The 22,594-nt window shown below is 61.3% G+C and carries 19 protein-coding genes; 12 read left to right on the plus strand and 7 right to left on the minus strand.

Going from position 1 to position 22,594, the window contains the following annotated elements; genetic code table 11:
- Window positions 1-51 precede the first annotated feature (51 nt).
- From F4Z81_06755 to glnA, 3 genes are all read right to left on the minus strand, one after another.
- Window positions 52-2,304 carry a sigma-70 family RNA polymerase sigma factor gene (locus F4Z81_06755; protein ID MXW04753.1) on the minus strand — a complete coding sequence of 751 codons (2,253 nt, stop codon included), beginning with the start codon at window positions 2,302-2,304 and terminating at the stop codon, window positions 52-54.
- Between the two features lie 68 nt (window positions 2,305-2,372).
- Window positions 2,373-3,968, minus strand: coding sequence for a hypothetical protein (locus F4Z81_06760; GenBank protein ID MXW04754.1), 1,596 nt, complete (start codon window positions 3,966-3,968; stop codon window positions 2,373-2,375).
- Between the two features lie 88 nt (window positions 3,969-4,056).
- Window positions 4,057-5,472, minus strand: coding sequence for a type I glutamate--ammonia ligase (gene glnA / locus F4Z81_06765; protein ID MXW04755.1), 1,416 nt, complete (start codon window positions 5,470-5,472; stop codon window positions 4,057-4,059).
- A 523-nt stretch (window positions 5,473-5,995) separates the two neighbouring features.
- On the opposite strand from glnA, the gene F4Z81_06770 reads away from it, so the two are divergent.
- From F4Z81_06770 to gatB, 7 genes are all read left to right on the plus strand, one after another.
- A complete protein-coding gene (locus tag F4Z81_06770; GenBank protein MXW04756.1) occupies window positions 5,996-7,372 on the plus strand; it encodes a trypsin-like serine protease in 1,377 nt (458 codons plus the stop codon).
- 8 nt (window positions 7,373-7,380) lie between these two features.
- Window positions 7,381-8,022, plus strand: a complete 642-nt coding sequence (locus tag F4Z81_06775; protein ID MXW04757.1) for a phosphatidylserine decarboxylase — start codon at window positions 7,381-7,383, stop codon at window positions 8,020-8,022.
- On the plus strand, window positions 8,019-8,777 hold the full coding sequence (gene pssA / locus F4Z81_06780; GenBank protein ID MXW04758.1) for a CDP-diacylglycerol--serine O-phosphatidyltransferase: 759 nt from the start codon (window positions 8,019-8,021) through the stop codon (window positions 8,775-8,777). The genes F4Z81_06775 and pssA overlap by 4 nt, the downstream gene beginning before the upstream one ends.
- A gap of 12 nt (window positions 8,778-8,789) precedes the next feature.
- Window positions 8,790-9,065, plus strand: coding sequence for a DUF4321 domain-containing protein (locus tag F4Z81_06785; GenBank protein ID MXW04759.1), 276 nt, complete (start codon window positions 8,790-8,792; stop codon window positions 9,063-9,065).
- A 129-nt stretch (window positions 9,066-9,194) separates the two neighbouring features.
- Entirely contained in the window at window positions 9,195-11,015 is a 1,821-nt protein-coding gene (locus F4Z81_06790; GenBank protein MXW04760.1) for a VCBS repeat-containing protein, read from the plus strand.
- A 57-nt stretch (window positions 11,016-11,072) separates the two neighbouring features.
- The gene (gene gatA, locus F4Z81_06795; GenBank protein ID MXW04761.1) at window positions 11,073-12,587 is read left to right on the plus strand and encodes an Asp-tRNA(Asn)/Glu-tRNA(Gln) amidotransferase subunit GatA; all 1,515 of its coding nucleotides are present in this window, start codon (window positions 11,073-11,075) and stop codon (window positions 12,585-12,587) included.
- Between the two features lie 11 nt (window positions 12,588-12,598).
- Window positions 12,599-14,056 (plus strand): Asp-tRNA(Asn)/Glu-tRNA(Gln) amidotransferase subunit GatB, encoded by a 1,458-nt coding sequence (gene gatB / locus F4Z81_06800; GenBank protein ID MXW04762.1) that lies wholly within the window; start codon window positions 12,599-12,601, stop codon window positions 14,054-14,056.
- Between the two features lie 15 nt (window positions 14,057-14,071).
- Here gatB and F4Z81_06805 read toward each other — a convergent pair whose 3' ends face one another.
- From F4Z81_06805 to F4Z81_06815, 3 genes are all read right to left on the minus strand, one after another.
- Complete coding sequence (locus tag F4Z81_06805) at window positions 14,072-14,329, minus strand: hypothetical protein (GenBank protein ID MXW04763.1); 258 nt, start codon at window positions 14,327-14,329, stop codon at window positions 14,072-14,074.
- 86 nt (window positions 14,330-14,415) lie between these two features.
- The gene (locus F4Z81_06810; protein ID MXW04764.1) at window positions 14,416-14,706 is read right to left on the minus strand and encodes a hypothetical protein; all 291 of its coding nucleotides are present in this window, start codon (window positions 14,704-14,706) and stop codon (window positions 14,416-14,418) included.
- Window positions 14,707-14,791: 85 nt separating this feature from the next.
- Window positions 14,792-15,016: a hypothetical protein gene (locus F4Z81_06815; GenBank protein ID MXW04765.1), complete on the minus strand. Its 225-nt coding sequence runs from the start codon at window positions 15,014-15,016 to the stop codon at window positions 14,792-14,794.
- A 371-nt stretch (window positions 15,017-15,387) separates the two neighbouring features.
- On the opposite strand from F4Z81_06815, the gene F4Z81_06820 reads away from it, so the two are divergent.
- From F4Z81_06820 to F4Z81_06840, 5 genes are all read left to right on the plus strand, one after another.
- Complete coding sequence (locus F4Z81_06820; protein ID MXW04766.1) at window positions 15,388-16,173, plus strand: phytanoyl-CoA dioxygenase family protein; 786 nt, start codon at window positions 15,388-15,390, stop codon at window positions 16,171-16,173.
- Between the two features lie 220 nt (window positions 16,174-16,393).
- Complete coding sequence (locus F4Z81_06825) at window positions 16,394-17,275, plus strand: DUF3883 domain-containing protein (protein ID MXW04767.1); 882 nt, start codon at window positions 16,394-16,396, stop codon at window positions 17,273-17,275.
- 121 nt (window positions 17,276-17,396) lie between these two features.
- Entirely contained in the window at window positions 17,397-18,509 is a 1,113-nt protein-coding gene (locus F4Z81_06830; GenBank protein MXW04768.1) for an ABC transporter substrate-binding protein, read from the plus strand.
- Window positions 18,449-19,651, plus strand: a complete 1,203-nt coding sequence (locus F4Z81_06835) for an ABC transporter substrate-binding protein (protein ID MXW04769.1) — start codon at window positions 18,449-18,451, stop codon at window positions 19,649-19,651. Before F4Z81_06830 ends, F4Z81_06835 begins: the two co-directional genes overlap by 61 nt.
- 19 nt (window positions 19,652-19,670) lie before the next feature.
- Window positions 19,671-20,585, plus strand: coding sequence for a phytanoyl-CoA dioxygenase family protein (locus F4Z81_06840; protein MXW04770.1), 915 nt, complete (start codon window positions 19,671-19,673; stop codon window positions 20,583-20,585).
- Window positions 20,586-20,635: 50 nt separating this feature from the next.
- Here F4Z81_06840 and F4Z81_06845 read toward each other — a convergent pair whose 3' ends face one another.
- Window positions 20,636-22,096 (minus strand): sulfatase-like hydrolase/transferase, encoded by a 1,461-nt coding sequence (locus F4Z81_06845; protein ID MXW04771.1) that lies wholly within the window; start codon window positions 22,094-22,096, stop codon window positions 20,636-20,638.
- Window positions 22,097-22,594 lie beyond the last annotated feature (498 nt).

Genomic DNA, 22,594 nt, shown 5'->3' on the forward strand with positions numbered 1-22,594 from the left:
TTGAAACCAGGACCGGGCGTTTTGGTTTTCGTCACTCTCCCAAACACCATCCTATTCAGGATTGATGCGGTTTTTGATCAAAGCCGCAACCTCGTCATGCCCTTCCTTCTCGGCACCGTAGAGCGGTTGGGCCCAAACCGACTCGGCCGGTACGGTCGGATTGGCGCCCTGGTCCAGCAGATAACGCACCATTTCCGCCTTCCCGCTGCGCGCCGCTGCCGCCAGGGGTGTTCCCCCGTATTCCAACTCGATGGCGTCAATATCGGCCCCAAGTTCCAGGAAAACACGGGCGGCTTCGACATCGCCTTTCTCCGCACAGCCATGCAGAAAGGTCCGGCCGATCCAGTTGGCGCGGCACAGGTCGACTCCGTGGCTGGCCAGGGCCCGGATCGTATCGGGATCCGAAGGGTAGTTGCCGCCCCAGATGTCCGTCAGGCGGAAAAGACCGCCGACGTCCGGCGTGGACTCCAGGAAGGCGGTGATGAGTTCTTTGTTGTTCCGTCCCATCAGTTCATGCAGAAACTGAGGATGCGAAACGACGGCTCCGCCCTCGCGCACGGCCCGTTCCAGTTCCGCGTCGTCCACCATGGCAAAGGGTGGCGCCACGGCGCCATACTCGTGCAACATGGCCTGCATCCGATGGCCGTCTGTGCCATGATTGTACTCGACAGTAGTCAAACAAGATCCGGATGAGTCCACCTCGGCGTTTGGATCGGCCCCGCGTTCGAGCAGCAGTCTCGCCGTCTCAATGTGGTTGCCCGAGCAGGCGCCGAATAGTGCCCCGCCGCGCGGTGCGTTTTCTTCCGGCAGGTTGGGGTCGGCACCCAGGTCCAGCAGCGTTTCGACGATCTGTGTGTGTCCCCTGCCGGCGGCATAGGCAAGCGGACTGCGTCTGCCGGCATCGAGCGTGCGGGCCTGGACCGGATCGGATACCAGTACCGCCTCGACCCGTTCTACATCACCGGCCGCACAGGCGACGCTCAGGGCGTATTCCGCGCCGCAGGCGAGAAGGTGCCGTGTGATGACCCAGGTGTCTTTCGGAGCCTCCGCCGGCAGATCGCGCGATCGGAACCAGTAGTCCCCGTTGAGTGAGACCAGCAATGGGGTCTGGCCGTCGGCGCGGCGGGCTTCCAGGCTGGCGCCCCGAGCAACGAAGATATCCACCAGGTCGTTCTGCCGCGTGATCACCGCCCAGTGAAGGGGGCCGTTGCCCAATGCGTCTGATGCGTGCATCAAGTCGGCCCGGGCGGCCAGCACCGCCTCCACACGCGCCTGGTCACGGCTTTTTATCGCGTCCGCCAGCTCCTCGAAAGCTGGATCGTACCCGAATCGTTCCCGCATCGCCGCCTCGAGCAGCGCCTGTACGCTGTTGAAGCCGCGCTCCAGCGAGATGTCCAGCAGCTTGTCCCACGAATTGTACGTGTATCGCGACTGGCCCGGGTCGGCACCGGCCTGCAACAGCAGTTGGACCACCTCGGCATGGCCCTCGCGCACCGCCATGTGGATGGGAAACTGGTACCAGTACTGGGCATTGACCAGCCGGGGGTCGCGGTCCAGCATCGCGCTGACCCGCGCCAGGTCGCCGGCCCCGCTGGCGCAGAATAGCGCCCAGGCCTGGTGGCCGTCCACGGCTTCAATACCATACTGGTAGCGTTCGGTCTTCAGGTCATCGGGCTGGAGCAGACTTGCGATCCGTTGCGCGAAGCGATCGTCACGCGAGGGTGCCTGTCCGGGTATTTCCCTTTCAGCCATTTTCAGCATCTCCTTTCTTAGCCGTTTGCGGGCCGAGCGCAGCCGGTTGTTGACCGTCGACGCCGACAGGTCCAGAAACGAGCCGACTTCCCGGTGTGTATAGGTCGAAATGTAATAGAGCAGCGTCGCCATGCGCTCTTCATCGGGCAGCCGGCCGATCGCGGCCATGACGCGGGTTTTCTCGTCGCGCGTTTCCAGTTCCTCCACCGGATCGCTTCCCGCGAGCGATTCCGCCGCCGCGTGTTCGATTGCCGCGGCGTGCTCAATGGCCACGGTTTGCCGCTTGCGCAATACGCGGCTGCAGCGCATGAAGACGATCCGCTTGAACCATCCGGGGAATGCCGCCGGTTCGTGCAGGCGCGGCAGTTCGGTCCAGGCGCCGACAAAGGCCTCCTGCGCGGCGTCTTCGGCCAGGTGGAAATCGCCCAGCAGCGCGGAGGCGTAGCCCACCGCCATGTCCTGGAACCGGAGGACGATGTCGTCGTAGGCCGCGCGGTCGCCGGTCTGGGCACGAACGACCAGGGAAGAGAGATTGGTGTCGCTCATAGGCATACACCCATAAGCACCGTCGACAATGGCGTTCTGGTAGGATTTTTTGGAATGGCCGGGCGATCGTACCGTCACATCGCCGAATGGAAGACCCGGTCGTAGATCTGGTGGACGCGGGCGGTGTGCTTCCCGTAGGCTTCGAGCATACGTCCGGGTCCGGCCTGCCGTTCCCGGGGGGTCGGTCCGGACAGCCCCATCATGCCGGCCAGGACGGCCTGGGCGCCGTGTTCCCGGGGGATCTCGTGGGTCTGGTGGCCCGAGGTCATCTGGATGCGGTTCTCCAGGTCCCGCAGGAAGAGATAGGCTTCGTCCAGGTCGGACGCTTCTTCATCGGACAGATACCCCTTTTCCTCCAGCGCGGCCAGCATCCTTCGGGTGCCCCGTTCCCAGGGCCAGCCCTGGAACCCGCCGTACACCAGCTGGAATCCCTGGGCGATGAACTCGATCTCCCGGATGCCGCCCTTACCCAGTTTGACGTGGTAGTCGCCGCTGCCCCGTTCGATCAACGCCTTCGCGATACGTTCCCGCATGTGGTTGATATCTTCCAGGATCAACGGCTGGTCGAGGGCGGGGTAGAACACGAAGGGCTGGATCGTATCGAGGAACCGTTCGCCGACCTCCCTGCTCCCTGCCGAGTGCCGGGCCTTCAGGAGCGCCTGGCGCTGCCAGGCCTGTCCCTGGATTTCGTAGTGCCAGCGGTAGCCTTCGATGGAGTTGGCGATGTCGCCGGCCCGACCCTCCGGTCGCAGGCGCAGATCGACGCGGAACACCTGGCCGTCCGGCGTGAGCCGGCTGATGAGGTCGGTGATGGTCCGGGCCAGCTTGGGATAGTACTCGTAGGTGGAGGTCCCGTCCTTCTCGGTGCGCCCGTTCGTGACGTCGTAGACATAGAGCAGGTCGATGTCCGAGCTGAAGTTCAGGTCCCGGCCGCCGAGTTTCCCCATGCCGATGACGGCGAAGCCGCTCGGCTTCGATTCCTCGAGCATCGGCCGGCCGTGACGGGCCTGCAGTTTCGCGCCGCACACGTCGTGGGCCGCCTGCAGGCAGAGGTCGGCCACGTCCGTGAGCCGTTCCAGGACCGCCGGCGTTCCGGACTGCCGCATCAGGTCGCACACGGCGATGCGCAGGTAGGCCTGCTGCTTGAACGTGCGCAGGGGTTTCATGGCCTCGTCGGGTGTTGACGCGCCGTCGAGCATGCCCGTCAGTACCGCGTCCAGTTCCTCTGCCGGCTGCAGCGTGCGCCACGCGTCGCCCGCGAAAGTGCCGAGCAGGAACCCCACGTCCTGGACGAGTGTCGTGGTGAGATACGGACTGGCCGAAAGGATAGTGAGCAGCGCGTCCCGGGACGCCGACGGTACGGCCAGCAGGTCCATCAGGGCCGGGATCTTTTCATCATCGCTTCGCGTAATGAGCGTGTGCAGACTGATGAGGGCCCGGTCGGGTTGCAGGGAACTGCCCGCTGCCTCGACCAGCGCCGGCATGAGGTGCTCCGGGGCGCCTTCGCCTTGCCGAGCGCCCGCGCCCAGCGGGGCCAGCCGCGCATCGATCTGTCCCAGCATGCGCCAGGTGTCTTCCGGCTGCTCGAACCCGGAGGTGCGCAGATGGTCGGATACCGCGGCCGGCAACGGCGAGGAAAGCGCGTCGCGGTCAAATGAGAGGGTCGTCATGGTCGTGGCCTGAAAAAGACCGCGCCTCCCCGCGTCGAAACGGAGGAGGCGCGCGTTACGATGAAACGCTACTGCCCTGCGATCCGGACTAGATATCGTAGTAGAGACCGAACTCCCACGGGTGCGGACGCAGGCGAATCTGGTCCAGCTCGTTCTCCCGCTTGTAATCGAGGTAGGTCTCGACCAGGTCCGGCGTGAACACGTCACCCTTGAGGAGGTAGTCGTGATCGTCCTCCAGGGCGTCCAGCGCCTCGCCGAGGTCCTGCGGCGTGTGGGCCACTTCCGCGGCCTGTTCCGGCTCGAGATCGTAGAGGTCGAGGTCGATCGGCTCCGGCGGCTCGATCCGGTTCTCGATACCGTCCAGGCCGGCCATCATCATGGCCGTGAAGGCCAGATAGGGATTGGCGCCCGGATCCGGCGTGCGGAACTCGATCCGCTTGGCCTTCTCGCTCTTCGAATACATGGGGATCCGCACGCAGGCGCTTCGGTTGCGCTGCGAGTAGATCAGGTTGATCGGCGCTTCGTAACCCGGGACGAGCCTCCGGTAGGAGTTCGTCGTCGGCGCGGCGAAGGCCAGCACGGAGGCGCAGTGATGGAGCAGGCCGCCGATGTAGTGCCGTGCCATGTCGCTCAGGTCGGCGTACGTGCCGGCCTCGAAGAAGAGGTTCTTGCCTTCCTTCCAGAGGCTCTGGTGCACGTGCATGCCCGAGCCGTTGTCTTCGAAGATCGGCTTCGGCATGAAGGTCACCGTCTTGCCCGCCTGCCGGGCGACGTTCTTGACGATGTATTTGTACATGAGCAAGTCGTCGGACATGCGCAGCAGCGTGTTGAAGCGGATGTCGATCTCGGCCTGCCCCGCCGTGCCCACCTCGTGGTGGTGCACTTCCGACTCGATGCCCATGCTCCGGAGCGTCAGCACCATGCGCGTGCGCAGGTCCTGGTGGGTGTCGTTGGGGGGCACGGGGAAATACCCGCGCTTGTACGGGATCTTGTTGCCGAGGTTCGGTCCCTCGTTCCGTCCCGTGTTCCACCAGCCCTCGCCAGCGTCGACCCGGTGGAAACTGGCGTTCGGCTTCTGGGCGAACCGCACGTCGTCGAAGATGTAGAACTCGGCTTCCGGGCCGAAGTAGGCCGTGTCGGCAATGCCCACGGACTGCATGTAGGCCTCGGCCTTCTGGGCGACGTACCGCGGGTCGCGTGTATACATCTCAAGCGTCACCGGGTCCTTGACATTGCAGACCAGGATCAGCGTCTTCGCCTCCATGAAGGGATCGATCTTGGCCGACAGCGGATCCGGGATCAGGATCATGTCGCTCTTGTCGATGGTCTGGAATCCCCGGACGCTCGAACCGTCGAACCCGACACCTTCCTCGAACGTGTCTTCCTCCAGCGTTTCGATCGGCGCCGAGAAATGCTGCCAGGTTCCCGGTACGTCGATGAACCGGAAGTCGACCATTTCCGCGCCCTGGTCCCTTGCAAATGCGATTACGTCAATTGGGGTCACGAGTATTGCTCCTCCCTGTTGATTATTCGATGAATCGATGACCGGGAAACCGAGCCCGGAAAGGACCAGGTGGATCCAAACCGGGCCGCCGGATCACCGCGGCAATTTGCACATCCTCGTACACGAACTCAGCTGGAACAACTTAGCAAACTTAATGTATACGGTCATTGTTTCGCAAGTGTTTCCCCGAGGTTAAATCCTTGTTAATTCGCGATTTTTTTATTTTGCACCTCGTGGATATTTCACCGTTGCCGGCCCGGATTGGATACCGAGCATAATGCCGGTCTGTGGCGCGGTATCATGCCGGTCGCGGCGCGGTTGACGGTGCTCCGGACCCCGGAAAAAGGTATTGACTCCATACCCCTCCGCGCATATAATGAGGTAACTGTTTCAGGAGCCGGAAAACCGATTGGAGCATGGTGTTTCCGGGTCTTTCAAACGCACGACTTTTCCAGGCATTTCCGACTGAAATCAGCGTTGTTCAGCCCTGCATGGTTGCGGTGCGGATGCCCGGTGCCGATCGATGCAGAACTTGGGAGAACGCCATTCGGGCTACGCGACGGCCAGACGGACCCCGATGGCGGTGTGGTACATCCTGGCGGCCTTCGTTGGCGCGTTGTTGGGTATCGTCTTCCTGGTCGTGGCCTATCCCGAAGCGTTGAGTACGCTCGGCGGGGGACCGGCCGCCGGGAACGCGAATTCAACGCAAACGTCTATACATGAAAGCCCGGCATCGTCCGGTCAGCCTGGATCGGATGGTCAAACTGGCCAGCCCGGGCGCGGCAGTGCTTTCGGGGCGCCAGGGACCGGTGGAATCGCGGACCCCCGTGCGGAATCCCGGCGTTCGCCGGCGAGACTGATCGCCGCAAACGAAGCGATCACCACGTCCCGGCGCACTTCCATCGTATCCGCGGTGGAACGGGCGGGACCAGCCGTCGTGAGCATCGTCGCGACGTTCCAGATGCAGCGGCGCGGATTCTCCTCGATGTTCGACGACCCCTTCTTCGGCCATTTCGTGGTGCCGCGGTTGTACACCCGAGAAGAGCCGAACACGGGGTCGGGCGTAATTATCGACGAAGCGGGCTACATCGTCACCAACGCCCACGTGGTTCAGCTTGGCGACTACACGGCCAGGCGGATCCGGGCCGTCCTGACCGACGGCCGAAGCCTGGCCTGCACCCTGGTTGGCGTGGACGTCATGTCGGACCTGGCCGTGCTCCACGTGGAAGGTGAAGACATCCCGGTGGCGGCGCTGGGCCGGTCCGACGACATCATGACCGGCGAGTGGGCTATAACCATCGGCAATCCGCTGGGTCTGGCCGTGGAGGACGCCCAACCGGCCGTGGCCGTCGGCGTGGTCAGTGCGCTGGGACGGAACTTCCGCCGGCAGCAGGGATCGAGGACGGTCTACCGGGACATGATACAGACCGACGCGACCATCAATCCGGGCAACAGCGGCGGTCCGCTGGTCAACGCCTTCGGCGAGGTCATCGGTATCAACACGTTCATCCTGTCCGAAAGCGGCGGCTCGGAGGGCGTGGGTTTCGCCATACCCATCGACCGGGTCCGGCGCGTCGCGGACGAGCTGATCCAGTACGGCGGACCGAGACGGGGATGGACGGGCTTGTCGGTGATCGACATCACGGAGTACGTGGCCCAGGAGTTGAACATCGCCAATCGACAGGGCGTGCTGGTGAACGAGATTGATCCGGACAGCCCGGCGGACGCGGCCGGCATCCTGGTCATGGACGTGATCAGGAAGATCAACGGGGAAGTAGTCGCCAGCTACCCCGAAGCGCGGGAAGCGCTGTACGGCAGCCTGGTGGGCGATTCCATCGAACTGGAGGTCGAGCGGGACGGCCGCCTCATGCCCCTGGTCCTGCATATCGCCGAGTTGTGAGGAATTGAATGGTACGTGACGGTTGGGTCATGGTCATCCCCCTGGCTGCGCTTGCGGCCGTCAGTGTGGTGATCGGATTCCTGGCCCCCGGTGCGGTCTGGATCATACTGGCGGCGGTGTTTGGCGGCCTGGCCCTGTTCGTCGGGTTCTTCTTCCGGGACCCGGTCAGGCAGGTGCCTCCGGGCGACGGCCTGGTGATTTCCGGCGGCGACGGCAAGGTCGTGACCGTCGAGGATATTGAGCACGACGCCTTCATCGGCGGACCGGCCACGCAGATCAGCGTGTTCCTGTCCATCGTGGACGTGCACGTCAACCGGATTCCCATCACCGGAGTGGTCAGATTGCGCCGGCGGATCGAAGGGAAGTTCAAACTCGCCTTCAAGGACGAGGCCTCGGGCGACAACGCCCAGATGGTCTTGGGCATCGAAGGAGAAAAGGGCCGCGTCCTGATCAAGCAGATCGTCGGTTTCGTGGCCCGGCGGATCGTCTGCAACGTAAACGAGGGCGACGAAGTGCGTATAGGCGACCGGTTCGGCCTGATACGCTTCGGATCGAGGATAGACGTCATCGTGCCGGCCGGCGCTGAGATCCGGGTTAAGAACGGAGACCGGGTCCGGGGCGGTGAAACGATACTGGGAGTACTTCAATGAAAAACTGGGTGCGCGTCGCGTTACCGAACGTGTTCACGCTGGGCAGCATCTTCTGCGGGGTTTCCGCCATCTTCTACTGTATCGACGGGTTTAACGCACTTACCGGCGACCCCGGCCGCGCGCCATGGCTCATCATAGCCGCCGCCCTCCTGGACAGCATCGACGGCAAGGTCGCGCGCTACAGCCAGGGGGCGACCCGCTTCGGCATCGAACTGGATTCGCTGGCGGACGTGATCTCCTTCGGGGTCGCGCCCATAGTTCTCGTGTATACGCTGAAGCCTTTCGGCGAGATCACCTGGGTGCTATGCCTCCTCTTCCTGATGTGCGGCGCCATACGCCTGGCCCGATACAACGTGATGACGCTGCGCCGCGTCGAGCGGATCAACCAGGAGAAGGACAACTTCATGGGCCTGCCGATTCCCGTGGCGGCCATCGCCGTGGCGTCCTACGTCATCTTCTGCTGGGACCGGTGGGAGGAACTGCACCTGGAAGGCCCGTTCATGGGATTCATGCTCCTCCTGTCCATTCTCATGATCAGTCCCCTGTCCTACCGCACCCTGCCTTCCCTCGCCTTCAAGAGCAAGTGGTCCATCCTGAAGCTGTTCGCCATCGCCGTGGCCCTGGCGGCCCTGGTCTGGAATCCGCAGCTCACGATCTTCCCCATCGTGCTGCTGTACATCCTCTCCGGCATCGCGGCCTGGGGCGTCCACATGGTCCGTCACGACGAGGACATGGCGCTATCCGTGGAAGAGTAAGGGAGTCCGTTCATGGCACAGCGTAAAGGGATGGGCCTGCTGGTGTTCTACATCCTGGTAGGCGCCATCGTCGGAGGGGTGGTCGGTGAATTGATCGGACTCCTGTTCGGACACTTCATGCCCGGCAGCATGGTGGAGAAGTTTTTCCTGGAAGCCTTCGTCTACACTTTCCCGCCCGCCACGCTGCCGCTCGTCATCTTCTCCCTCACCTTCGGCTTCACGGTCAAGGTGAACGTCATCAGCCTCCTCGGGATCGGTTTCGCCACCTATTACTATCGCTGGTACTAGCACCCTGACGAGATGACGAAACCACTTTCCAGCAGTATCATTCCAAACTGCAGTTCCCTTCCTTCGACACACCATCACCAGCGGCGTTCGTCCAGGCAAACTAATGGGCGCGTTTTCGGGCGGGCGGTCATGCTGCCGATTGTTGTTGCGGTCGTTGCGGTGTTTCTCGCGTGGGACAGGGGCGAGGCCAGCCCGGCTCGTGGTGCTCAGGGCAACGCCGGTGATCTTGATCACGCTAACGTCGCCGCCGCACAATCCGCCAGTTACGCATTCGACCGGCACGAGATCAACATTGGGCCGGCGGTCCGGCAGACGGTGCTGACGGGATTCCTGCTGGGTGGCGAAGTGGCGGACCTGGCGGTGGTAAAGGTCGATGAAGATGGCGGTCGCCGCCTGCGTGTCTATGCGTTAGAGGAAGAACCCGATGATGGTGGACCGGGGATGGCTGAAGCACGCTCGTCGCCCCCTGCAGATGGTACCTGGGCACTGCGGATGGATACGCGGCTGCGTTCCGGTGTGACCTTCGTCGACGTTGCTCGCATCGGAGACCTCGACCGCCTGATTACCGGCGAACCGGGACGGCTTAACGTGTGGGATCCCGACTCGGGCACGGAGCACGAACTCGTGTCCGTCGCGAATGCCACGGCCGGTTTCCAGGCACCTCGCGAGGGTGAGGTACCTCACGTGGACGTCACCCGGGACGCGAACGGCGATGGCCGGATCGACCTGGTCGTTCCCGGCGACAGTGGATTCCAGGTTTACGTACAATTGGAAAGCGGCACCTTCGCCGATCCGGTGGTAGTCGGCCATCCGCCCGGCCTGGATCCGATTCTCGGCGCCGACGGATACCGATACGACCCCTGGAGCGTGAGCCGGATCCACGAATTCGACTTCAACGGCGACGGCCGGATCGATCTGGTGTCCTGGAACGGGGACCACTTCGAAGCGCAGGTCCAGGACAGTCAGGGCCTCTTTGGCCCCCAACCGTTAACCTTTACCACCGACGTGCGATTCGACACCGACGAAGTTACCGCGCTTGCCGTCGGGGAAATGACGGGCCGGGCGCTTCACTCGTTCGATGACCTGAACGGCGACAGCATCGCCGACATGGTGGTCTACGTCCTCGAGGGAGCACGGATCAAAGACAAACGGTCCGCTTACGAAGTGCACTTTGGCGCGCACGGAGTCGATGGCGCGGGTGGACCAGGTGGCACGCTCGGAACTGGTGACAGCGGATCCGGCGCCCGTGGTCCTGATGCACGTGGGCCCGGCAGCCCCATCCGATTCGCGTCCATGCCAGATGTCACGATCCAGACCGAAAATCAGGTTCAGCTTGTCATGGAGCGCCGCGATCTCGACGGGGACGGCGAAGGCGACCTCATCGTCACCTCGATCGAGAACAAGTACCTCGAAGGCAGCCTCTTCAAACGAATCAAGGGCTTCATGGGTGATGACGTCTGGTTGAATCTCGACTTCTACCACGTGCGTGACGGCCGCATCCCGGACCGCGCTACGGTCATGCGGCGCATCCAGCTGGACGGCGCTCCGAGTCCGCGGGAGCCGGGTTGGGTTCCCCTGGACGTCGTGCTGCAGGGCGGAAAACACGCACGGCGGAGGGACCGCGAGCAGTACTCACGCGCGTTCAACAAGAACCTGTTCATCGGGGACGTGACGGGAAACGGCCGCGCCGACCTGCTGATCGAGTGGACCCACCGGGAACTGCATGTCTACGAGGGCATCCCCGGTCCAGGCCTGTTCGCCGACGTGCCGCGGAAGGTAGCGATCGAACTGCCCAATGACGAGGAATTCGCCTGGATGACCGATCTCAACCGGGACGGCCGCCAGGACATCGTCATGCACCATCCATTTACGAAACGGGACGCGCATGGCGCGCCGATGGAGCTGCCCGGTTCGGAGTCTCAGCGCGTGACCCTGTTGATCGCTCGGTAAAAGGCTGATGGGGAATATCGAACAGCGCACAATTTGCTGGCTGTTCAGGAGTGTGAATTGGAACACCTAAACGAGTTGGCAGCCCACGACCTGGCGCCTCGGATCAGGTCCGGCGAAGTGACCGCGGAAGAGGTAGCCCGTGAAGTCCTGCGTCTGATCGAAGAGAAAGACCCCGCCATAAACGCCTTTCTCGCGGTCGATCGGGAGTCGGTGATCGAAGACGCGCGGGACGTCGACCGTCGTATCGCCGCCGGCGAAGCCACCGGACCGCTGGCCGGCATGCCCATCGCCATCAAGGACGCCATCTGCACGAAGGGCCTGGAAACCACCTGCGCTTCCCGGATCCTCGAGGGATTCGTGCCGCCCTACGACGCTACCGTCATCGCGCGGCTGCGCGCGGCGGATGCCGTGATCGTCGGCAAGACCAACATGGATCAGTTCGGCATGGGGTCCTCCAACGAGAACACCGGGTTCGACATCTGCCGGAATCCCCTGGACACCTCCCGTGTACCGGGCGGCTCGAGCGGGGGTTCCGCCGCGGCCCTGGCGGCGGGCACGGCGGTCCTGGCCCTGGGAGAGGACACGGGCGGTTCGATCCGCCAGCCCGCGGCTTTCTGCGGCGTCGTGGGACTCAAGCCCACCTACGGACGGGTCTCCCGCTACGGCATCATCGCCTACGGATCCTCCTTCGACCAGGTCGGTCCCATGGCCCGGAACGTGGAAGACTGTGCGCGCCTCCTGGGTGTCATCGCGGGTCACGACCCCATGGATACCACGTCGGCATCGGAAGCGGTGCCGGACTACACGGCCACTCTCAAACAGGACATTGCTGGCCTGCGCATCGGCGTACCCGAAGAATACCTGGCGGAGGGCCTCGACCCATCCGTTAAAGAGAGCGTAAGCCGGGCGATCGAACGCATGGAATCCCTGGGCGCCCGCGTGGAAAGCGTCCACCTGCCCCACACCGAATACGCCGTGGCCGCGTACTATATCCTGGTCACCGCGGAAGCCTCCTCCAACCTGGCCCGGTATGACGGGGTGAAGTACGGGTACCGGGGTGAGGATGGGGGCGCACCTGCCGTTGATGCGACGGCCGGAGGATCAGGCGATGGGACGGCCGCGCAGCCGCTCGCGCCCGATGACCGGCTGGACGCCATGTACGGATCGACCCGCAGCGGGGGGTTCGGCCTGGAGGTGAAGCGCCGCATTATGCTCGGCACCTACGTACTCAGCGCCGGCTACTACGACGCCTACTACGACAAGGCCCAGCGCGTGCGCACGCTCATCAAGGACGACTTCGACCAGGCCTTCGAGAAGGTCGATCTCCTGGTGGCGCCCACCACGCCCACCACCGCCTTCCGCATCGGCGAGAAGATCGACGATCCACTGCAGATGTACCTGTCCGACGTATATACCGTGCCCATCAACCTCGCCGGCGTGCCGGCTATCTCCCTGCCCTGCGGTACGGATCCGGACGGCATGCCCATCGGCCTGCAGATCATCGGGCCGCACTTCGGGGAGGAGCGGATCCTGCGGGCGGCCTACGCCTTCGAGGAGGCGACGCGGTCATGAGCGATGCGGCCATGAAATACGAATCCGTAATCGGGTTGGAAGTGCACGCCCAGCTCCTCACCAATTCGAAGATCTTCTGCGGATGCTCCGTGGCCTTCGGCGGTGAGCCCAACACCCGCGTCTGCCCCATCTGTCTCGGCATGCCCGGCGTCCTGCCCGTCCTGAACCGCCGCGCCGTCGAATACACGATCCGCATGGCCCTGGCCGTGGACGGCCACGTGGCCGAAACCAGCGCCTTCGCCCGCAAGAACTACTTCTATCCGGACCTGCCCAAGGGCTACCAGATCTCGCAGTACGACCGGGCGGGCGAACCCATCTCCCTGGCCGGCGGCATCGAGATCGAGGGCGAGGACGGCCCCCGCTTCGTCCGGCTCCGGCGGATCCACCTAGAAGAAGAAGCCGGCAAGTCCATCCACAACGAACCCGGGTACGATCCGGATCTGAGCTACATCGATTTCAACCGGACGGGCGTGCCCCTGATGGAGATCGTCAGCGAACCGGACATCCGCAGCCCCCGCGAAGCCTCGGCCTATCTCGCCCGGCTGCGTCAGATCCTGCAGTACATCGGCGTCTGCGACGGCAACATGGAGGAAGGCAGCCTGCGCTGCGACGCCAACGTGTCCATCCGAAAGCCCGGCGATCCCCTGGGCGAACTCGTCGAGATCAAGAACATGAACTCCATGCGGTCCATGGAACGAGCCCTGGAGTTCGAAATCGATCGGCAATCCGAGTTGCTCGATGACGGCGGCAGGGTCGTGCGCCAGACCCGCCTCTGGGACGAGGAGAAACGGGAGACCTTCCCCATGCGTTCGAAGGAGGAAGCCCACGACTACCGGTACTTCCCCGACCCCGACCTCGTCACCGTCGAGATCGCCCGCGCCTGGGTGGACGAGATCGGCGAAGACCTGCCCGAACTCCCCGACGCGCGCATGCGGCGCTTCGTCGACGAATACGGACTGCCGCAGGACATGGCGCGGCAACTGACGGAGAACCGCGCCCGGGCCGACTACTTCGAGGCATGCGTTTCCCATGCGGCCGGCGAAGCACGCACCGTCAGCAACTGGATGCTCAGCGAACTCCTGCGCGTCCAGCACGAGAACCGCATGGCCCAAGAGACCCTCGAAGCCCGTATACCGCCCGATCACCTCGCCCAGCTTTTAGGACAGATCAAGGAAGGCAAGATCAGCGGCAAGATCGGCAAGGACGTCCTGGACATCATGGCCAAAACCGGAGAAACGCCGGCCTCAGTCATCGAGGAACAGGGCCTTGTGCAGATCTCGGATACCGGCGAACTCGAGGGCGTCGTCGCCGGCATCCTAGCCGAACATCCCGACGACGTCGCCGAATACCGGGCCGGCAAGACCAAGCTTCTCGGCTTCTTCATGGGTCAGGTCATGCGCGCGACCCAGGGCAAGGCGAATCCGAGGATGGTGAACGAATTACTCCGGAAGAAACTGGCGGAAGGTTGAGACCGTTCCCGGGAATCACCCGGAATCCGTGATCTTCAGCAGGCCCTCGACGCGGCCGAGCCTTCCGTTCATGTCGTGCATCTCTTTCCGGATGGCGGTAACTTCGGTACGAACGGATCCAATCTCTTCCTTTAACTCCTCCTTCAATTCCTTCATATCTGCCTTCAGTTCCCTTCTCAGTTCGTTGGTTATGGCCTTGGTCTGTTTCCAGAAGAAGATGAAAGCCGTCAGCAGCGTAACGGGTGTCAGGAGAAGCTGGGCGAGTTCCATCATAGTCTTCCCTCCTTCTTAGATTGGGGGCGCAGTCCGGCGGTTATTCCAGGTCCGTTTGTCATATACTTACACCTTTTTTACTGTCGTTACTCTTTGCTCGATCGAACAACGTCGGAGGTCATCAGCAGACCCTCGACGCGGCCGAGCCGTCCGTTCATGTCGTGCATTTCTTCCCGGATGGAAGCGACATCGTTGCGAACCGAAGCTATTTCTTCCTTTAACTCCTCCTTCATTCCCTTCATATCTGACTTCAAGTCCTTAATGTCCGACTTCAATTCACGTCTCAGTTCTTCTCTGCCGGTTTTGGCCTGCTTCCAAAAGAAGATGAAGGCCATCAACAACGTGGTTGGTGTGACAAGAAGTTGAGCGAGTTCCATGGCCTTACCTCCTATTTGTAAGGGACGTAATCCGGCAGTCGTTCCAGACGCTTTCGTCCCGGCCGTTGCGCCAGTTGGGATTCGACTACTTCTTACGCAGTTTTTCAAAGTCCAGGGTCATCAACAGACCCTCAACGCGGCCGAGGCGTCCGTTCATGTCGTGCATTTCTACCCGGATGGATGTGATCTCCTCGCGCAGCGACACGATATCTCTTTTCAGTTCGTCGCCGATGGTTCTGGTCTGTTTCCAGAAGAAGATGAAGGCCGCCAGTAACGTGCCTGGCGTTATGAGAAGTTGAGCAAGTTCCATGGTTTACTCCTTCGATGTAGTTCGGGTGAGTGGTCTCATTCGCACGTAGAATCGATGTGAGTGACCAACGCTTCATAACGAATCAGTCGTAGAAATCGCGGCAAATCTGGTAACAATCGTGCGAAAATGGGGTTTTTCGTTCGGGCTGGCGTAACTGAGGCGACTGTTGTGCGGATTCACAAAGCGGATTTGGGCGAGCGTTATACTGCGGGCGTAATAGGAGAAGAAAAAGCGAACCCGGTAGTGGGAATCTACGATTGGGTCACTAGACGATCTTGTTTCGTGTATACTTTGTAGATACCTTGTTTACCGTATCCCTGGATGGGTTAGACCGAAAGTTCCTGGCTTCACCACACTCTTACGAGGATCCCATGTCCCCCGAAAAAGCTATTGAGAAACGCCAACAACTAATACGCGACGGATTCTGCGTGGTCGACGATATCCTCGGCAGTACTTTCCTTCAAGAGTTGCGCATCGAGACCGAGCGCATGATGGAAGACTGGGTGCCGCCACCGGATTTCAAGTACCAGGGCCAGCACGTCACCGCGCAGGGGACTGAGAACCCAACCATTCAGAAGCTGCTCGACTGGCCCGCCACACGGCGCGCCCTTGAACAGATGGGTCTGGGCGACTTTGCCAGCACCGGTGGGGTCATCCTCCTCACCAAGGATCCCGGAGAACCGGCACTGTATTGGCACCAGGACTGGATGCAGTGGAACGATCCGATGAGCTGTTCGCCCTGGCCGCAGATCATCTTCGTATCGTATTACCTGAGCGATACGTCGCGTGAGAACGGATGCCTGAAGATCATCCCCGGCACCCACCTGAAGCGTATTCCGTTGCACGACCAGCTGGTGCCGGCTCATGAACAAGGCGCCCGCTTCATTGCCGAAGACCATCCCACCATGTTCAGCGACCACCCCGACCAGGTCGAGGTCTACGTAAAGGCCGGTGACCTGGTACTGGCTGATGCCCGTGTGCTGCACTCGGCGCATCGGAACCTGACCGACGAGCGCCGCACCCTGGTTCTGGCCTGGCACCGACGCCCGGACACCGTGCCAGCCTATTGGACTGATCCGGTGCCGGCGATCATCGCCGAACGCGACGCTGATGCGGAGTATCCAGGATCCAGGATTCCGGGGGAGCTTCTGCGGTAGGTGTGAAGAGGGTTAGTCGAAAAGGCGGGAACTCGACTGAAGCAAATGTGAAATGTGTATACCATGTCGTCAGATTTCATAGTTTTTTTACGACATGGTATACGTTTTTCATACAAACGAACGCATAGTCTAAATAGGCGTACTTTCAAGATCACAAACAGTTGCAGTTGCTTGACAATGGAATTGTCTGGCAACTAACGACCAATAAAACCGACTAAACATGCCCCGTAACTGGTCCGAAGCCGAAATCTTCGCCATCGTAGAAGACTATTTCGAGATGCTCGCGCTCGAACTGGAGGGACGCCGTTACAACAAGACCGAGCATCGTCTTGCGCTCATGGACACGGTTGATCGCACCAAGGGATCGATTGAGCGCAAGCATATGAACATCAGCGCGGTGTTGGCCGTTCTCGGTCTTCCCTATATCAATGGGTATAAACCTTACAGCAATTTCCAACAGGCGTTGTTCGAGGCGGTGCAGGCACGACTTCATGATGACACTGTTCTTTATGCGTCTTTGACGGGAGAGGCTGCTGTAGTAGGGGAACCTTTAGCCGAGTTTCGCATAGATACGGAACAGGTAATTGACCCGGAACAGGTTTACATAGACGCGCCGCTACCTCTGGAAGTCACAGTGCCGCAATTACCGGAAGACATCAGCAGGATTGTACGGAAGTTCGAATCTCCCGCCGAGCGGGATGCCCGCAATCGAATGCTTGGAAAGGCAGGCGAGGAGTTCGTGTTCGAATTGGAGCGGAAGAGGTTGTCCATGCTTGGCAAGCAGGACCTGGCAGACGATGTACGTTGGGTCGCTCGGGACGACGGAGACGGTTACGGCTACGACATCCGATCATTCCACGGAACAGGCACAGGTGACGAGGCCAGCCGCGAGCGCTGGCTGGAGATCAAAACGACGAACGGTCCGAAGACTACCCCGTTCTTCATTACGAGGAACGAATTGAGTGTATCCGCAGAAAATCCCAAGATCTTCAGGATTGTGAGGTTATTCGACTTTCGCAGAAGAGCGCGAGCTTATCGTCTGGAACCGCCGCTGGAGGAACGTGTTCGGCTTACACCTGCGATATACAGGGCCTATCCATGAATCCTGCCCGTATTGTATTGATAATCAGGCCAATTGACCTAACTTAGCGTCAGCAGGTCAACTAACCGTACATCCTACCAACCATCACGTTCCCATCCCGATCAACCGGAGAACATTCCGCATGTCGAGAAACACCCCGAAGATTCGAGTCCTCCTTTCAGCCCTGGTGGCATTGGCCTTGCTCGCCGCATATCCCCCAAGCCAGGCATCGGCCCAGAACCAAACCATCACCGTCGTCAGCTTCGGCGGCTCCTACTCCCGTGCCTGTGAGAAGGGATACCACGAGCGGTTCGAAGCGGAAACGGGCATCAAGATCAATTTCGAGGACTACAATGGCGGGCTGGCGCAGATCCGCGCGCAGGTGGACGTGGGAAACGTATACTGGGACGTAGTTGACATGAATGTGGCCGATATCGTCCGGGGTTGCGATGAAGGACTGCTCGTTCCAATCAACATCGACGATTTTTCTCCGGGCGCTGATGGCACGCCGGCCGCGGATGATTTCGTTGAGGGTACGGTCTCGGAATGCGGCGTGACGACCCTCTTCTTTTCGACGGTTATCGCGTACAACGACGAACGCATCGGCGACGTGAAGCCCAAGACCGTCGACGACTTCTTCGATCTGGAAAAGTTCCCGGGCCGCCGGGGCATGCGGCGGGTTCCGCGGGTCAATCTCGAATTCGCGCTGATGGCGGACGGGGTGCCGCTGGACGAGGTATATGCCACGCTGGACACGGAGGCGGGCATCGCGCGGGCCTTCCGCAAGCTGGATACCATCAAGGAACACATCATATGGTGGGAGACCGGGGCCCATCCGCCGCAGTTGCTGGCCGACGGCGAGGTCGTGATGACCACGGCCTACAACGGGCGCATCTTCAACGCGCAGGTGCTGGAAGATCAGCCTTTCGTCATCGTCTGGGACGGCCAGGTCCTGGATACGAGCGGGTTCGGCATCGTCGAAGGCACGCGCAACCTCGAAGCCGCACTCCGGTTTTTCGACTTCGCCGCCACGGCGGAGTCCATGGCCGGCCTCGCCCGGTACATCGCCTACAGTCCGACGCGCCGTTCCGCCATGCCGCTGATCTCGACCCACGCCGAGACGGGCGTGGACATGAGACCGTATATGCCCACGACCCCGGAGAACGCCGCGCGCGCCTTGCACAACGACTGGGAATGGTGGAGCGACAACGGCGAAGAAATGAACGAGCGTTTCAGCACGTGGCTGGCGCGGTGAGTCGGCGCGGTGAGGAGACAGAAGACAGAAGACCGAGCAGTTCCCCCATGATTCGTATAGTCCTTTCGGCCCTGGTGGTGTTAGCCTGGCTCTCTGCATATCCTCCGGGCCAGGTATCCGCCCAAAACCAGACGATCACCGTCGTCAGTTTCGGCGGATCTTACGCCCGGGCCTGTGATAGAAGCTACCACGATCGGTTCGAGGCGGAAACAGGCATCAGGATCAACCTGGAGGACTACACCGGAGGATTGGCGCAGATCCGTGCCCAGGTGGAGATGGGTAACGTGTTCTGGGATGTTGTTGATCTGAACATGCCCGAACTCGTCCGGGGTTGCGACGAAGGGCTGCTCGTTCCCGTCAGCATCGACGACCTGCCAAAGGGCGCCGACGGCGCGTCCGTAACAGATGATTTCGTCGAGGGTACGATCACCGAATGCGGTGCGACCAAGTTGTTCTTTTCGAGGATGATCGCATACAACGACGAGCGTATCGGCGACCTGAAACCCACCACAACAGCCGACTTCTTCGATCTGGAAAAGTTTCCGGGAAGACGGGGAATGAAACGTTCGCCCGTGGCCAATCTCGAGTTTGCCCTTATGGCTGACGGCGTTCCACAGGAGGACGTATATAACACGCTGGACACCGAGGAAGGTGTTCGCCGCGCGTTCCGCAAACTGGACACGATCAAGGAACAGATCGTATGGTGGGAGACGGCTGCCCATCCCCCTCAGATGCTGGCCGATGGCGAGGTAACGATGACCACGGCAGCCAATGGACGTATCTTCAATGCCCAGGAGCTTGAGGGACAACCCTTCGTCATACTCTGGAACAGCCAGATTCTGTATACGAGCGGCTATGGCATCGTCGAGGGTACGCGCAACCTCGAAGCCGCACGCCGGTTTCTCAGGTATGCCAGCAAAGCGGAGTCCATGGCCAACCTTGCCCGTTACATCGCCTACAGCCCGACGCGCCGTTCCGCCATGCCCCTGATTTCGACCCACGTAGAGACTGGCGTGGACATGAAACCGCATATGCCCACGAGTCCGGAAAACGTGGCGCGCGCCCTGCACAACGACTGGGAATGGTGGAGCGACAACGGCGAAGAGATGAACGAGCGGTTCAGCACATGGCTGGCGCGGTGAGGAGACAAGGGAGACTTAGATGCCTCTCGCGATGACGCCAAAACAGGCCCAAGACTTTGACGAGGGGGGCTTTATCGTTCTCGAGGAGTTCTTCGATCCTTCCGAACTCGACCGGCTGCTCAGCGCCATCGAAGAGGTCGGCGAACGGATAAGATCAGAGAAGAACCTCGGTCCCGATGACCCCTATGCCGTGCGCAATGCCCTGGCGCATCACGATGCGTTTCTCGATCTCATCGATCACCCGCGTATGCTGCCCCTGGTGGTGGACGCGATCGGCTGGAACATCCAGATCCGCACTACGCACCTGGACGTCCGGCCTCCGTATCCCGAGGACCTGAAGGCGCGGATTTCAGGCGTCGGCAAGGGTGAAGACCACGAGGCGGGATACCGCAATGTCGGCTGGCATCCCGACCTGGCGAGCGACGACCTGTTCATGGCGCCGTCCCTCGATGGACGCCTGCCGTACATGGAGGTCAAGGTCTTCTACGTGCTATACGACATGACCGAATCCGATTGCGGCAACCTGTGGCTGGTGCCGGGCAGCCACCGGCGCCGGCCCGCGGAACTGTTCGGACGGGAAAACGGGACGGATCCGGAAGGGGCGGTCGAGCTCAAGTTGCCGATCGGCTCGGCCGTGTTGTGGCGCACTGCGGTGTGGCACTGCGTCGGCCCCAACCTCTCGCGGAAGACGCGCAAGATCATGCACGTGGGATACCACTACCGCTGGCTTCGGCCGACCGACTTCAACGAGCAGGATCCCGGACTCATCGAAAGAAGCCCGCCCATCCGGCGGCAGCTGCTGGGCGCCCTGTCCCCGAAGGGCGACCCGATGGGACCGGATCCCTATTACCATCCCGCGTCCCGGCATTGGATGTCGGAAGACAAGGACGACGTTCCGCTCCGCGAGTGGGCCGAGCGCATCGCCGAAGGTTAGATTCCAGTTCCCGCTTCGCGAATAGCCCGGGTTAATATGCATGGCCCCGGCTAATACGCCCCCTTGATTCGCCCGAACCATCCGTGCAGTGGATCACCCATTTTCTCCATGTAGCGATCCATCCGACCCATTAAATCCTGTCTTACAGTTTCATATTCCGGTTCCCCGTACACGTTGTCGAGCTGGTAGGGGTCGCGCAGCAGATCGTACAGCTCGCCGGGATCGGCCGAATTAAAGGTGAACTGGTGGGTTCGGGTGCGGACCATGCGCTGATTGGCGACGGTGAAGTGGCGGTCGAATACGCAGTAGACTTCCTCGCGCCCATTCGCAAAGGGGCGACCTTCGATGGCCGGGAGAAAGGACTGGCCATCGAGATCGGCGGGCACTTCGACACCCGCAGCGTCGAGGGACGAGAGCATGATTTCGTGGAGGTAGACGAACTCCTCGCAGGCCGTGCCGGGCGCATGACAGCCGGGATGGGCAATGACGAGGGGGATGCGGTAGATCTCGTCGTACATGAATTCGCCCTTCTCGATCAGCTTGTGCGCGCCGAGGCAGTCGCCGTGGTCGGCGGTGTATACGATGATGGTGTTGTCGAGTTCGCCCAGTTTCTCCAGGTGCGCCACGACGCGTCCCACCATGTCGTCGAGGAGTGTGCAGTGCCCGAAATAGCGTGCGCCGATTTCCTGGAATCCTTCCCAGCCGTAGTCGCCCAGCCCCCAGAGGTTTTCGATGAGCTTCTGACGATAGGGCTTCTTCTCGAAGGTCTCGGCGTACCCCGGATGCTCAGGAATAGACTTCGGGTCGTACATGGAGAAGTACGGCTCCGGGACCAGCGAAGGGCTGTGCGGACCCCAGAAATTGGCCCACAGGAAGAAGGGTTCCTCGCTGCCGGCCACCTCGTCGAGCACGCGGATGGCTTCCTCCGCGACGAAGTACTCGATGCACGACTCGACCGGCCCTTCGTGCAGGGCGAACATCTCCTGGCGCTGGTTCGAGGGATTCGTGCCGACGTAGCGGTGCGAAACCGTGGGCGGCGGGTCGAAACCGTGCTCTTTCAGATAGTCGGCGTAATAGTTGTGGCTGCTTAGACTGCCGCCGAACTGCAGGCCAGGGAGCAGATTCCCCCCGGGGAAGCCGTAGCCCATGAAATCCTTGCCGGTGAACCCGTAGCCCGTGGGACCGGTTTCCTGGTCCACGTGCCACTTTCCGGCATACCCGCAGCGGTAACCTGCATCCGACAGGTAGTGGTTTATGCCGCGCACGCCCTCGTTCAGGCACAGGCCGTTGGCCGTGACCCCGTGCCTGTGCGGATAGAGCCCCGTGTAGAAGGAGGCGCGGGCCGGCGAGCAGATCGCCGTCGGCGTGAACGCCCAGTCGAAACGCACGCCCCGCGCGGCCAGGGCGTCGATATGCGGCGTCCGGCACACCTCGTTCAGCCCGTAGCAACTCACCGTGTCTAGCCGTTGCTGGTCGGACATCAGGACGACGATATTGGGTTGCTTGGGCAATGGGTTCTCCTCTCTGCGGCGGTGGTCGGTTTTATTCTAACGAAGGTAATGGGCGCCCACCAGACGAAGTGATGGGTGACCATGCTACGTAGGCATGGGTGCCCACTCGGCGAAGGCGACGGGCGCTTTTACTTTTTTAGTATTCAGTGTTCTGATTAACGCATTTCAATCAATGAACTTAAACTAGTTGTCCCGGTCAAGGATGCTCACTCATATTCACTGCCTCGTAAACCCGCCAATCACGAATGAAATCCGGCATACGGTATTATTCGAGTTGCCGAAACGTAGAGCACCCCACTTATTACCAGTTGAACCTATTTACATCCTGAATATCCTGAAAACCCCGCTGCCCAGAACGTATCGCGTGGAGTTCGTAATTCACGGAGTTCGCCACTTGATTAAATGGCAAATCTACCTTGCACTATCGACGCTGATTACCTGTGCCGTCTGCGTTACCATCAGCGTTACCGCCCAGGAATCGCCGGATTTCGAAGAAAC

The sequence above is a fragment of the Gemmatimonadota bacterium genome (assembly GCA_009835325.1).
GTDB lineage: Bacteria > JAAXHH01 > JAAXHH01 > JAAXHH01 > JAAXHH01 > JAAXHH01.